The organism is Legionella donaldsonii, from assembly GCF_900452385.1.
Taxonomy (GTDB): domain Bacteria; phylum Pseudomonadota; class Gammaproteobacteria; order Legionellales; family Legionellaceae; genus Tatlockia; species Tatlockia donaldsonii.
Genome location: NZ_UGOA01000001.1, coordinates 1,148,069 through 1,161,156 on the forward strand (window position 1 = coordinate 1,148,069; position 13,088 = coordinate 1,161,156).

Genomic DNA, 13,088 nt, shown 5'->3' on the forward strand with positions numbered 1-13,088 from the left:
ATTCACTAAGAGTCGATTGGATTAACATGTGTTCTAATTTGTGCTATTATGCGCAATATTTAATCTGTTCGGGGTGCTGAATGGCAATAAGAAGTTTTTGGGCACGAGTATGGATATTGCCAGAGGAAAACGAATCTTATGTTCCTTATGTATTGACGTTTATGTTTGTATGGGCGCCAATTGTCACTCTTTTTGGTAGTGTATGGGCCTTATTCAGGAATGAAAGAGAAGAACCTCAGCAGCAGCTTGCAGAAACCAATAGACTGCTTTCCAGGCTCTCTGCAGAGGATGAATTGCAAGGAACTATAGAGCACAGCATCGACGTGTTTGAGGAAGTTGAGCCTGTAGCGGAGTTTGGAATGACATGTAATGTATATAATCATGACAGCCTGCAACGTAGAGACTCCTCATCAAATAAAGTAGAGGAGTTCGAATTAATGGTCGAACAGTTTCAACAAGAGCCTTATTCTCAAGATGAGATGGCTAATACACCATTGACTGTCTTCCTGGCGGCCAGGGTTTTTAATTCGAGGAGTAAATACTTAGAGTCCTATCATCAGGAAGTACTTGATCTTCTTGTTAAATTATGTGAATTAGCTAAAACCTCTAAAACTGCGCAAGCGTTGTTAATAACTGCAAATAATCAAAACATGGCGTTAAGCCCCGAAATGATTCAGATGGGTATGCCATCAAATACTCCGATGATGTTGTTAATAAAAGCGGGTGATAGCGAAGCGGTTAAATTATTAATTCCCTTTTATTCAGCAGAAGATTTACTGAAAGCAACGCCCCGAGGTAATAGTCTGCTCCATATTGCAGCAATCACGGGTCAAGTAGACGTGCTTATGCTACTAAAAAATAGAGCGTTAGAGCTAGGTGTTTGGTCTCAATTAAAAGAGTACGAAAATCAAAAAGGGTTTACAGCCTTTGATATATTAGACAGTTTCCGGCTACTCCCAAGAAGCTGTTTATTTAAAAACCTTTTAGATTATGCCGATGATTTTTTAGGTGGCGAAGAAATTAACAAGGCTGCGGTTTCGAATCAGGGGAAAAGGTGTTTATACGAAGTTCGCAGTAAGGAACTATTACAGTTTGCTGAAGACGTTGAATCTGCCAATAAAGAGGAGTTAACAGCCTCTTGCTCCTCGCCAATTCCGTGCTCTTGATTATTCTTGTTCGACTCGACTGCCCTCGTTAGCATCAAAAAACTGTAGGATCTTCGATAATTTGATAACGAATCTTGTTGATCTGTGGGTTGTAACACAGGGCTGCACTACAAGCCAATTGAGGCATAAAAGAAACCATTTGCCACTCTGTTTCATGCAAGGTATCGCTGATAAGCTCATTGCTTGGGGGCGTAATGGGTACATCAAATTGCTGGGTTGGGTAAGCGAGTCCTAAACCACTTGCCTTAATAAACGCTTCTTTCTGTGCCCAGATATGGAAAAAACTTAAAGGTTTAAGAAAATTTGGGAGCATGAAAAATAGTTGCAATTCTTTGGGTGAAAAGGAGTGCTTGGCTATACCCTCATAAGGCCTGGGTGAAAAAAACTCTAAATCAATGCCTAGAGGGAATCGCCGTCCTATTGCCAGTAGGGCTAAATCACGTGAGTGGCTTAAGTTGAACTCCAGTTGCAGGCAATTTTCAACCTGGGGTTTACCGTGTTTACCATAAGTAAAGATGAGTTGTTTCGGGTCCTGTGTCAGATAACGAGCTAAAATGAGTCGTAACATGGCGCGAGCGGCGGTAAACCGACGTTGATGACGCGGGAAATGGTAACGTTTGGCTCGAGCCTGCTCGGTGCTGTTAAGCAAGGAATCTGCTTGGACCGGAGGATGGAGTAAGGGAAACTCCCAGATATCAATCTGATTATCTTTTAAACAAAAATCACCGGAAGGTATGGTTTCAAAAAGCAACATGGGAAGTATTCCCTAACAAAGAGTGACTATAGAATGTTATCAACGGTGGCGTCAAAAAGCAGTTGCGGTTATCATAGCGCATGAAAATAAAATTCGCCAACGAGTAACTGAATGAGTCGACAATTTTTAGATTTTGAACAACCTATTGAAGAGTTAAATCAGAAAATTCAAGCGCTGCGGATGGTAGGTAGTGACAATGAAGTCAATTTGAGCGAAGAAATCGCGCGCCTTGAAGCAAAGTGTGAAGAATTAACTGCAAATATTTTTTCTAATCTGGAGCCTTGGCAGGTTGCGCAAATGGCTAGACATCCATTGCGTCCGCAAACTACCGATTATATTGAGCACATTTTCACCGATTTTCAAGAGTTACATGGTGACAGGCACTATTCTGCTGCGCCTGCCATTATTGGTGGTGTAGCTCGTTTAAACGGTGAAGCGGTTATGGTTTTGGGGCATCAAAAAGGTAAACGTACCAAAGAAAAAGTTTATCGTAACTTTGGTATGGCTCGGCCAGAAGAATACCGCAAAGCGCTGCGTTTAATGAAAATGGCGGAAAAATTCAAGCTTCCTATTTTTACGTTTATTGATACAGCGGGTGCTTATCCTGGTATTGGCGCTGAAGAACGTAACCAATCAGAAGCTATTGCGCGAAATTTATTAGAGATGGCCAAACTGAAGACGCCAGTCATTTGTACCGTAACCGGTGAAGCAGGCTCAGGTGGTGCCTTGGCTATTGGCGTGGGTAATCGCGTGCTCATGTTGCAATATGGCATATACTCCGTTATTTCCCCAGAAGGTTGTGCTTCTATTCTCTGGAAAGATGCCGCTAAAGCAAGTGAAGCTGCTCGGGCCATGGGGATTACTGCTGATAAAATTCTTGAGTCAGGTTTAGTCGATAAGGTAATCCCTGAACCGCTGGGTGGGGCTCACCGTAATGTGCTTGATATGACTGCTCGGTTAAAGGAAGTTCTTATTGATGAATTACGTTCGTTGAAAAATCTTTCTGTAGAAGAGCTTTTGAACCAACGCTACGACAAATTTATGGCAATGGGGGCTTGTTGACACAATCTTTGCTAACAATCGACTGGCTAACGCAATTAGAGCGTTACCATCGGATTTTTGTTGGTTTTAGTGGAGGGCTTGATTCCACCGTCTTGTTACAACGCTTGGCTATAGAGCCTGCACTATTGCCTAAATTGACAGCCGTTCATATTAATCACGGACTCAGTCCTAATGCATTGGTTTGGCAGGCGCATTGCCAACAGGTTTGCGCCACACTTAAAATACCTCTGATTACCAAATCGGTTGAATTTGCACGCCAGAGTAATATCGAAGAAATGGCCAGGAAAGCAAGGTATCAGGTGTTTGCTCAATTGCTTGAAAAGTCGGATTGTTTAGTGTTAGGACACCATTTGAATGATCAGGCAGAAACCTTGCTATTACAACTCTTTCGTGGTGCTGGTATTGAGGGTTTATCCGCAATGGCTGTTGAGAAAGAATTCATGCAAGGGAATTTGTTACGGCCTTTTTTACACCATTCACGCCAAACCTTGGAAAACTATGCTCGATTGAATCAGCTACAATGGATAGATGATGAAAGTAACGAGGATATTGGTTTTTCCAGAAATTATATCAGGCATCAAGTCTTGCCTTTACTATCCGCACGATGGCCTGGGATCATTAATAGTTTGGCACGGACGTCGACCCACTGCCAGCAAGCCCAGGCGAACTTAGATGATTTGGCGATAATAGACTGTCCAGCACTTGCACAAGCGAGCAGCGAGTTAGTTATCTCTACTTTTTCTCATTTATCTCAGGCTCGTATTACCAATATTTTACGCTTATGGTTTAAGGCAAATCAGGTGAGATTGCCAAATACAGTAACATTCAATCGGCTAATCAACGAAGTGATTCATGCCAGTCAAGATGCTAATCCAGAAATTAGCTGGGACGATGTCAATGTTCGACGTTATCAGGACACATTGTATTTGCTAAAACGACAGGTTGAGTCTTCTCCATTGGCAATAACCTGGACTTCATTCCCTAAGCCTCTTGATTTAGGTGAGTCAGGTATTTTATTTGCGAGTGTTAAAGATAAAGGTCTAATTGTCCCGCCGCAAAGCAAAATTGAGATTCGATTTCGCCAGGGAGGGGAATTATTTCATTGGCATGGGCAAAGCAAGCAGCTAAAAAAATTATTACAAGAATGGCAGGTCCCTCCCTGGCTACGTGGTCAAATTCCTTTAGTTTTTATCAATGGTGAATTAGCGGCTGTGATTGGTTACGCGATAAGCGATTCTTTTTACGGAACTACACCTGCTCCAGCCTACGAATTAATCATCAATAATTAATTTTAAGTTAACAATTGTTAACTTAAAACCAGATTTATTGAAAAATAATTAATTACTATAATGTCTTCTACAGTTATGAGTAGAAGGATTAATCATGGTTTCTAATCTTCGAATCGCTTGGTTACTAAGCTATATTTCCATTGCTTCATTCTCTTCAGCAATTTTGACTCCAGCCTTGCCGCAGATCCAATTACAATTTGGTCTACAGACTGGCGAAATAGAGTGGGTCGTTTCGGCATTTTTACTAGGCTATGTTCTTGGCCAGCTAATCTATGCTCCACTAGCCAATCGTTGGGGTAGATTAGTTGCGTTACGAGTAGGATTAAGCATTAATTTAATCGGTATTTTACTCTGTTTTCTTTGCTTGATAACCCATTCTTATGGTTTGCTAATTACCGGTCGCTTGGTAAGTGCTTTAGGAAGTGCAAGCGGATTGGCTTGTACCTTGATGTTAATTAACGAATGGTTAGCTGAATCACAACGAAAAACAGCAATGGCTTACACGATTTTGTCGTTTACTCTGGGAATAGGTCTGGCTGTCACGTTAGGAGGACTTATTACAGAATATTGGCATTGGACAGACTGTTTTCTGCTCTTATTCATCCAGGGTACGCTTATGTTAGCTGGGACCTGGTTATTTAAGGAGACGCTCAAAAACAAACAGGCAATTAATATCCAGACAATCATGATTGCTTATAAACAGGCTCTAGCATCGCATACTCTGGTTTTATTTGCTTTGGTAGTTGGATTGTGTTCGGTAATTAGTTATTGCTTTTCAGCCGCAGGGCCGCAAATAGCGAATGATTTACTTTATCTTTCGGCTGCTGAATATGGCTATTGGAATCTTGCTAATATGTTAGGCATGCTCTTGGGTGGATTGGGGGCAAAATTCTTATTAAATCGATTTCCGGCCATGCAGGTTATCGTTCTTGGGCTGATTGGTTGTGCTGTGGGTACAATCAGCTTACTGGCTATGCTCCATGAGAATTCATCGTCTGCAGTCTGGTTCTTTCTTAGTACCTTAAGTCTATATTTATTTGGTGGTTTACTCTTTGCGGGCGGTTCATTGATCGCTTCTAACGCTTTGCCTGATAAAGCTAGCGCTTCTGCCATGATGAGCTTCATTAATATGTCCTCGGCTGTATTGGCGGTGGTGGTCATGGGATATTTAGGGGATAGTCCGCTTCAGGCTTTTGTGGAAGTTCTTACCGCAATGTGGCTATTGATTACTGCTCTGTTGGTATTACAAAAAATGTTTAGCAAAAAAATGGTGTTTCAATAATGAAATATAATGCCTGTTTTTTATTAAAAGCTTTGTATGCTAAATGGCGGATTTGAGGCTCCAAGAGTAGGGTAATTTTTTCCTGGAAACAAAGGATTTGTGCATACTAAAAGGTAATTTGACATCGCCAATGCCATTGCACCTTAAACTATGTCATATCACTAAGTCGCTGCAGATAGAAGAGGAAATGCCTGGGCGGAAGCTCTCATTCGTGTACCTGTCTACCTTAGCATTCAGGATGATTAACAGCTAATCCACCCATTGAGGTTTCTTTGTAAATGCTCTGCATGTCTTTACCCGTTTCTTTCATGGTTTTTATCACTTTATCGAGTGAAATCTGGTGTTGGCCATCACCAATAAGTGCCATACGAGAAGCATTGACTGCTTTAACTGAGCCCATGGCATTGCGCTCTATGCAAGGAATTTGAACTAAGCCCAGAACGGGATCACAGGTCATGCCTAAGTGATGTTCCATAGCAATTTCAGCAGCGTTTTCGATTTGCTCAATGGTACCGCCCAAGACGGCGGTCAAGCCTGCTGCTGCCATGGAAGAGGCAACACCGACTTCACCCTGGCAACCCACTTCCGCACCAGAGATAGACGCACCTTCCTTGTAAAGGATACCGATGGCTGCTGCGGTAAGAAAATAGGTATAGATATCTTCTTTGTTTAAGCGATCGTGCGCTTCCTGGCAATACTTCATTACCGCTGGAATAATACCTGCTGCGCCATTGGTTGGGGCCGTAACAATTCTGCCGCCGGCGGCATTTTCTTCATTGACTGCCATTGCGTACAAATTAAGCTTGTTCATAATGTCTGATTGTTCAAATATGCTGGGAATGCCTTTATGCTCGATAAGTTTTTGATATAAATCAGGGGCACGGCGTTTAACCTGTAAGCCACCAGGTAAAATCCCAGGATGATGGCAACCATTTTCGATACATTCATCCATGACTTTGGCAATGGCAAGGATTCCGTCCTGGATTTCCTGAGTAGTTCGCCAGGTTCGTTCGTTAGCCATCATTAATTCGGCAATAGTCAATTGATTATCTCGGCATAATTTTAATAGTTGACGCGCCGTAGTAAATGGATAAGGGGGAGGATTATTATCGGCAGCAGGGTGGTCAAAGGCTTCTTCTGTAGTAATAAAGCCACCACCGATGGAGTAATAAACTTGAGTCAATAGGGTTTTTCCAGCATGGTCATAGGCTGAAAAACGCATTCCATTACTGTGTTTAGGTAACAATTCCTTTTGCAAAAATAGAAAATCGTTGCTTTCGGTGAACGAAATATTTTTTTTGCCAGCAAGATAGAGTTGTTGGGAAGCGATAATTTCCTTCATGCGCGGAATCATCGTTTCGGGAATTACGGTTTCCGGCATTTTGCCTTCCAAACCGTTTAGAATAGCTTTATCTGTACCATGACCTTTACCCGTTAAGGCTAAAGAACCATAAAGTTCTATTTTTACTCGGTTTGTATCACTAAGTTTCTCTTTGTTTTCTAATAAATCCAAAAAAGCATTGGCAGCGAGCATTGGACCGACGGTATGTGAGCTCGATGGGCCAATACCGATGGAAAACAAATCAAATAAGCTGATACTCATATTTTAAACTCAAATTCACGCCAAATAATGACAATTTTAGAAGGAAAATTGCACACAAACAACATAAATCGGTACCAAAGATAAAATTCACCACAAATAATATTAGATTGCTTACACGGTTACTGGTAATTTCATTAGAATTTAGGCAGAATGAATGGGCATTTTTGCAAAGTTCTATTCTGACGACAGACAAAAAGGGGATTGTTTATGAAGATGAGACTGGTCGCGGCAGCTGTCATAAGTATGGCAATGTCAACGACAATTGCTGCAGCTGATGCGACAGCTACAACATCATTAAATAGTGACATGGATAAGTTGTCTTATAGCATTGGCGCTGATTTAGGTAAGAATTTTAAGAAGCAAGGCATCGAAATCAGTCCTGCTGCTATGGCTAAGGGATTACAAGACGGCATGAGTGGTGGTCAACTGTTGCTGACTGAACAACAAATGAAAGACGTTTTAAATAAATTTCAAAAAGACCTAATGGCAAAACGAAATGCTGAATTCACTAAAAAAGCTGAAGAAAATAAAGCGAAAGGTGAAGCGTTCATGAGCCAGAATAAGGCTAAAGAAGGCGTAGTTAGTTTGCCAAGCGGGTTACAATACAAAATAATCCAGACTGGTACTGGTGCAAAACCAGCAAAAGATGACACCGTCACTGTTGAATACACTGGCAAGTTAATTGATGGCCAGGTTTTTGATAGCACTGAAAAAACGGGTAAGCCTGCTACTTTCAAAGTATCACAGGTTATCCCTGGCTGGACTGAAGCATTACAATTAATGCCTGCCGGTTCTACTTGGGAAGTCTATGTTCCTGCCGGTCTTGCCTATGGTCCACGTAGTGTTGGTGGCCCAATCGGACCTAATGAAACATTGATTTTCAAAATTCATCTGATTTCTGTCAAGAAATCTGACGCTTAATTGATTCAATTCACCCTCGGTGCGTAGCGTTGAGGGTGAGTTTGCTTTCACCTTTCTTGAGTATTTTAAAGCATGAACAAACGCCTATTGATCGTTTTTTTATTGGGCTTTTCTTCAGGGCTTCCTTTAGCGCTAATCAGTAGTACCTTGCAAGCCTGGTTTGCTGATACAGGTATGTCAGTACTGGCAACTGGTATGCTGAGTCTGGTTAGTTTGCCTTATGCCTACCGTATTGCTTGGGGACCATTACTTGATCGTTATTCACTTTCGTCACTGGGTAAGCGACGAAGCTGGATTTTGATTATGCAGTTTGCTTTATTAATTGGCTTTAATGTCATGGCATGGTTTTCACCCAATACAGCGCCAGAACTTATGGCGGTTATTGCATTTATGTTAGCTTGTTTTTCGGCTACTCAAGATGTAGCCATTGATGCGCATCGCGTTGAATATTTACCTGTCGTTGAGCATGGCATCGGCGCTTCATTAGCGGTTTTTGGTTATCGTTTTGCTCTGCTTGTTGCTGGTGGTTTTGCTTTAATTATCGCTAAGAATTTCGGTTGGGCGTTTACGTATCGCCTGATGGGGTTTCTCATGTTATTGGGTGTCATTGCGACTTTGTGGAGTAATGAGCCTTCAAAACATAATGAAAATCAAATCAATTTTGTGGAATCGTTTGTTGCACCACTGAAAGAACTGGGCAAAAGGCGCGGTATTGTTCCCTTGCTGTTATTTATCTTGTTCTACAAATTAGGGGAGGCGTTTACAACCACAACAAGTGGTATTGTGATGCCATTTTTAATTCAAGGGGTTGGCTTTTCATTAGATACTATTGGTTATGTTAATAAAATGATGGGTATCAGCTCCATTCTATTAGGCGGTTTGGCTGCTGGTTTACTGTTAATTCGCTGGTCATTATTTCGTGCCTTACTTGTTTTTGGTTTAATTCAGGCAATTACCAATGTCTTGTTTATTGCTCTGGCAATAAGTGGTAAAAATTTACCTTTGTTTGCTACGGCAGTTGTTTGTGATAATTTTGCTGCGGGTATGGGTTCAACTGCTCTGGTTGCCTTTTTTATGCGTTTGGTAAATCAGTCGTTTACTGCAACCCAGTTTTCTCTCTTAGTGGCATTAGCAACCCTACCACGCGTTTTCTCGGGTCCTGTTGCCGCAATGTTGCAAATGTGGTTGGGATGGGTGGGTTTATATCAATTATCGTTCGTATTAGCTCTGGGATTTATTCCTTTTCTCCTCATGATTCGTGAACAAACCAAGGTTGTTAATGAGCCTGGTTTTGGAGAGCCGGAACTAAAAGTCGTTCATTAGACCTCTACCACAGCGAGCTTGGAAAGAGCCCCATTGGTTTAAGCAAGAAAAGGGATCTTATAACATGAGATCAATGCCACCAATTATCCCGTATTTTGATTTTACCTGTGTTCCGCGTAGTGTTTCAGTAATAGGAAAACCGGCAGAAAAATAGAAGGAGACACTATCTCCCAGATTAATTCTGAATCCTGGCGAGAAAAAGAGGCTATTACCTCCGGTATTAGGATCGCTCATTCCCGCAATTTTATCTTGAGTAAGGTATTCACCGTTTAACTCAACAATACCATCAATGGAGTAGTTGAGATTTTTCTCTTTATTATTTTGAGTAACCAGGGGATAAACTACTGCAAAATTATAATCCACTATTTTACCTAACAGCGTTTCTTGGGTACCTTGGGTTGTGTGAGTATAAATACAATCAGCACTGAGTGAAAATTCTCCCAATTTTTTAGAAAAAATTAAACCGGCGAAAGGGTTCCAGGAGCCGCTACCTGGTTGATCCGCAGCGGCAAAAGGTACCCCGTAAGAAGTCATTGCATTGGTTCTACCGGTAGGAGCGTTAACACCGAAAATAAGCGCAGTTGACAAGGGAAATTTGTTATCATCGATCACGTGCCAAAACCCAAAAAGGTTCGCATCGGCTATACCGGATACATCTCCCAGATTAACTACCTGAGAAAAAAAACCTTCTTCATCAGGAAATGCGGTACGTAATTGATAATTGCGGGTATAAGGCAGCGTTGCACCCATTGTGAGATTATCGGTTAGGCCATAGTTGATCATCAGGTAATTAACTAAAAGAGCTAATTGACTTTCTGATATGGGATCCTCTAATAAGGTCTGATCTGACAACGGATTAAGGCGATAATATTCTGATCTTCCACTAAACGACCAACTGCCCTTATTCAAACTATCTGCAGTTGTCGTAGTGACGGGAGTACCTACCCCGCTTGAATAATTTAATGTTGCAGCCTGTGAAGGGATGGCATAAAGATTATTGAAGTAAAGACTCCCTAAACCAATGAATGCATAAGCTAGTTTTTTCACCAACGGTTGTGCCCCAGGTTTACCAGATGAAGCTTGCTGAAAAATTCTATATGCTCTCATGAGATCGTTCTATCAGGTTGCAAGAAGAGCATTGTAGAATGGTTCTGATCCATAGTGTCAGTCACTTCATCCAGACAGGCATCTTTACTTGCTATTCATTATATAAAATAGTTTTTAATTTTCACCAGGTTAATTGGATTATTTTACTGGTTTGAGTAAGTACTATAAGTAGTCTTGGATTGCGTCAAGCGCTGCTCGCGCACAGAGACCATCCAGTTCAGGATTGGCTCCACTAATACCTATTGAGCCTAAATGCTGGCCTGCCTTGCTAATAATCGCTAGCCCGCCTTCGAGGAAAACGATGTCTGGAACAGAAGTATAAGGACTATTGGAATAAGTATTATTTCGTTCTGCCAGCTCTTTGGTAGAAATTGGAATACTGGCAGAAGTCATCGCTTTCAATTGAGACATACGAACACTAACAAAATTGTTGCCATCCATTCTTTTAAATAACTTTAAATTACCGTGATTATCCATGATGGCAATAGCAATACGTATATTATTTTTAACAGCATATTTTTCCGCCTGCTCGGCCATTACCTCTGCCATTTCAAGAGAAAGTTCTTGTACAGTTCGTAACATGGATAGTCCTTATAATTTATAGTGATACCCTAGAATCATACTTGGTAATAATGAATGGGCAAGTTTATCTAGAGGAACTTTCATTCTGCGAGAAGTCATTTAGGCCACTCATCGAAAATAAGAAAATTTCTAATATTTTCTATGTAATTACGTTTCAAAAAGATTAATTTGATCACTTAATAAATCATTAATACTCATTGAGTACAATATGCGACCAAATTGATGTCTAAAATTAAATCGGTAACAGATTCACATGAGAATATTGCTTTATACAAGACTTGAAAATGATACTGGCGGAGATGAGGCCCTCTTAAATATTCTTCAATTCTATCTGCTGCAACAGTTGGAAAAAGGCACGGAAGTCCATTTATGCCTTAGCTATGATACAGCATCGGAGGCGCGGGCTAAAAAAATTAGAACAAAATGGCTAAAAAATTTGGAAGAAAAAGGATTAGAAGGACAAGTTTGGCTATTCTTAACAGCCGAAAGCTCGTTTGAAAAAAGCGTTACTGGCATAAAATGCAAGTACTTGGATATTGGCCAAAAAACAATAGAGAGCTATAAATCGCTTAATACCTTGGATGCTACTGTAACCTGGTATATTAAAGCTCAAGACGGGTATCATTTATATAAGAAAGAAGCTAAGCGAATAGTACCCCTTACATTAAAATCCACAGAACCACCGAAGTTGGAACAAAGAAACTGTTATATTGCGCTGCAACACTCAGGAAGCGAGAAAGACTTTCCTTTATATGTCTTAAAGAATAAGAGTATTTATTACTATAAAACTATAGATGATTCAAAGCCTAAAAAATTCTCCCTGGAATTTGCGGCTTCAAAAGTCCTACAACAACTGCGAAAAAAGGCGAGTGGGGCAGCAAAACTTTTAAGCAATGATGAGCTTAGAATGATCACCTCTTTTACCTGTTATATACCTCCAGAATTACTGATGAACGAAGAAGAATATAACCTGGTAGAAGATTATTTTGCTCAAATACCTGAAAATTTCAGCACAGACAGAATATTCTGGCAAAGCTTTACAGAACTGACAAAGAGCTTGGATTTATTTGTAATGGCCGGATGGGCTCATGCGCAAAAGCCTATCACTGCACAATACTTAAGGGCAGCACTAGAAATTCCTATTACCTGTAAAATAGTACTAAGTTGTGTGCCTGGAATGAGTATTAATGTCAATAATTTCCTGACCGCCCTGCAAGACAAGCAGAAATACTCCCATGTCTTTGCATTACAACCTGGAATTGGCGCTAGAGGCGGTTTTCCGCTATTACCCACTTTAACGAAACTCTCGATTGAAGATCGTGAAGTACGAAATAAGTGGAAATCCCATATTGGTACTGCATATGAACCACATTTGGACAGTGTAGGGGAGACAGGCAAAGATAAATTGATTGTTATTTATTGCAGTAAAGATGCGCCAGGTGCCCCTGGGGAAGAGTTTTTACAACAGATTGCTTTAAAAGTGGATCCAAAGGAGTATCCAGTCCTACTGATTGGTGCAATCGAGGAAAGCGAAGCGTGTAAGCGATGGAAATTAATATGTGCTCAGCGTGACTTCTCTTGTAGCGTTATACCTCGCACCAAAAACACGCAAATATTAATGCGTGGCTTGCGTGATGCCCAATATTCCATGGCAACGGGTTCCTATTCTATATTGGAAGCACGCTATCTGGAGATTCATCATTGTCGATATCTATGTCCGCCTCATATGATAGAATTAGGTAATATGTTAGAAGAAGCAGGGGAGCGGGCTATAGAACAGGCATTTGCTCAGGGACAAGAGGCATTAAGCGAGTTAAGCCGATTACCACACCAAACTGACGAGTGCCATTTTTTGGATCCTCAATCTGCCTGGGATCAAAAAAATTCATGGAGAAGATATTTAGAGGAGGCTTTGAATACATCCGATGTTCCAGAGGCACTAGAACTAGAATCTACTACCATTAGGACCTGTAGTTTGGATAGTGGTTTAAAATTGTAA

At 40.9% G+C, this 13,088-nt stretch carries 11 protein-coding genes; 7 read left to right on the forward strand and 4 right to left on the reverse strand.

Features of this window, described 5'->3' with window-relative positions; all coding sequences use genetic code 11:
• The first annotated feature begins 80 nt into the window (after positions 1-80).
• Positions 81-1,166, forward strand: a complete 1,086-nt coding sequence (locus DYC89_RS05445; RefSeq protein WP_115220854.1) for an ankyrin repeat domain-containing protein — start codon at positions 81-83, stop codon at positions 1,164-1,166.
• Positions 1,167-1,200: 34 nt separating this feature from the next.
• Here DYC89_RS05445 and DYC89_RS05450 read toward each other — a convergent pair whose 3' ends face one another.
• A complete protein-coding gene (locus tag DYC89_RS05450) occupies positions 1,201-1,920 on the reverse strand; it encodes a 4'-phosphopantetheinyl transferase family protein (protein WP_115220855.1) in 720 nt (239 codons plus the stop codon).
• Between the two features lie 111 nt (positions 1,921-2,031).
• On the opposite strand from DYC89_RS05450, the gene DYC89_RS05455 reads away from it, so the two are divergent.
• The 3 genes from DYC89_RS05455 (at position 2,032) to DYC89_RS05465 (ending at position 5,553) form a co-directional block, all read left to right on the forward strand.
• Positions 2,032-2,982, forward strand: a complete 951-nt coding sequence (locus tag DYC89_RS05455; protein ID WP_115220856.1) for an acetyl-CoA carboxylase carboxyltransferase subunit alpha — start codon at positions 2,032-2,034, stop codon at positions 2,980-2,982.
• The gene (gene tilS / locus DYC89_RS05460) at positions 2,979-4,271 is read left to right on the forward strand and encodes a tRNA lysidine(34) synthetase TilS (RefSeq protein WP_115220857.1); all 1,293 of its coding nucleotides are present in this window, start codon (positions 2,979-2,981) and stop codon (positions 4,269-4,271) included. Before DYC89_RS05455 ends, tilS begins: the two co-directional genes overlap by 4 nt.
• A gap of 94 nt (positions 4,272-4,365) precedes the next feature.
• Complete coding sequence (locus DYC89_RS05465) at positions 4,366-5,553, forward strand: MFS transporter (protein WP_115220858.1); 1,188 nt, start codon at positions 4,366-4,368, stop codon at positions 5,551-5,553.
• 226 nt (positions 5,554-5,779) lie between these two features.
• Here DYC89_RS05465 and DYC89_RS05470 read toward each other — a convergent pair whose 3' ends face one another.
• Positions 5,780-7,156 carry an L-serine ammonia-lyase gene (locus DYC89_RS05470; RefSeq protein WP_115220859.1) on the reverse strand — a complete coding sequence of 459 codons (1,377 nt, stop codon included), beginning with the start codon at positions 7,154-7,156 and terminating at the stop codon, positions 5,780-5,782.
• A 207-nt stretch (positions 7,157-7,363) separates the two neighbouring features.
• Here DYC89_RS05470 and DYC89_RS05475 point away from each other — a divergent pair, with 207 nt between their 5' ends.
• Together DYC89_RS05475 and DYC89_RS05480 are read left to right on the forward strand one after the other, a co-directional pair.
• Complete coding sequence (locus DYC89_RS05475; protein ID WP_181879329.1) at positions 7,364-8,077, forward strand: FKBP-type peptidyl-prolyl cis-trans isomerase; 714 nt, start codon at positions 7,364-7,366, stop codon at positions 8,075-8,077.
• A 72-nt stretch (positions 8,078-8,149) separates the two neighbouring features.
• Positions 8,150-9,400 carry an AmpG family muropeptide MFS transporter gene (locus tag DYC89_RS05480; protein ID WP_115220861.1) on the forward strand — a complete coding sequence of 417 codons (1,251 nt, stop codon included), beginning with the start codon at positions 8,150-8,152 and terminating at the stop codon, positions 9,398-9,400.
• Between the two features lie 57 nt (positions 9,401-9,457).
• Here the strand turns inward: DYC89_RS05480 and DYC89_RS05485 are convergent, their stop codons facing one another.
• Complete coding sequence (locus DYC89_RS05485; RefSeq protein WP_115220862.1) at positions 9,458-10,507, reverse strand: transporter; 1,050 nt, start codon at positions 10,505-10,507, stop codon at positions 9,458-9,460.
• A gap of 162 nt (positions 10,508-10,669) precedes the next feature.
• Positions 10,670-11,089 carry a GlcG/HbpS family heme-binding protein gene (locus tag DYC89_RS05490; protein ID WP_220271770.1) on the reverse strand — a complete coding sequence of 140 codons (420 nt, stop codon included), beginning with the start codon at positions 11,087-11,089 and terminating at the stop codon, positions 10,670-10,672.
• A 253-nt stretch (positions 11,090-11,342) separates the two neighbouring features.
• Here DYC89_RS05490 and DYC89_RS05495 point away from each other — a divergent pair, with 253 nt between their 5' ends.
• Positions 11,343-13,088, forward strand: a complete 1,746-nt coding sequence (locus DYC89_RS05495) for a hypothetical protein (RefSeq protein ID WP_147285480.1) — start codon at positions 11,343-11,345, stop codon at positions 13,086-13,088.

What these genes read in the sequence shown, in the direction of transcription:
- DYC89_RS05445 (WP_115220854.1), top strand. Translation starts at nt 81, where the DNA reads ATGGCAATAAGAAGTTTTTGGGCACGAGTATGGATATTGCCAGAGGAA.
- DYC89_RS05450 (WP_115220855.1), bottom strand. Translation starts at nt 1,920, where the DNA reads ATGTTGCTTTTTGAAACCATACCTTCCGGTGATTTTTGTTTAAAAGAT.
- DYC89_RS05455 (WP_115220856.1), top strand. Translation starts at nt 2,032, where the DNA reads ATGAGTCGACAATTTTTAGATTTTGAACAACCTATTGAAGAGTTAAAT.
- DYC89_RS05465 (WP_115220858.1), top strand. Translation starts at nt 4,366, where the DNA reads ATGGTTTCTAATCTTCGAATCGCTTGGTTACTAAGCTATATTTCCATT.
- DYC89_RS05470 (WP_115220859.1), bottom strand. Translation starts at nt 7,156, where the DNA reads ATGAGTATCAGCTTATTTGATTTGTTTTCCATCGGTATTGGCCCATCG.
- DYC89_RS05475 (WP_181879329.1), top strand. Translation starts at nt 7,364, where the DNA reads ATGAAGATGAGACTGGTCGCGGCAGCTGTCATAAGTATGGCAATGTCA.
- DYC89_RS05480 (WP_115220861.1), top strand. Translation starts at nt 8,150, where the DNA reads ATGAACAAACGCCTATTGATCGTTTTTTTATTGGGCTTTTCTTCAGGG.
- DYC89_RS05485 (WP_115220862.1), bottom strand. Translation starts at nt 10,507, where the DNA reads ATGAGAGCATATAGAATTTTTCAGCAAGCTTCATCTGGTAAACCTGGG.
- DYC89_RS05490 (WP_220271770.1), bottom strand. Translation starts at nt 11,089, where the DNA reads ATGTTACGAACTGTACAAGAACTTTCTCTTGAAATGGCAGAGGTAATG.
- DYC89_RS05495 (WP_147285480.1), top strand. Translation starts at nt 11,343, where the DNA reads ATGAGAATATTGCTTTATACAAGACTTGAAAATGATACTGGCGGAGAT.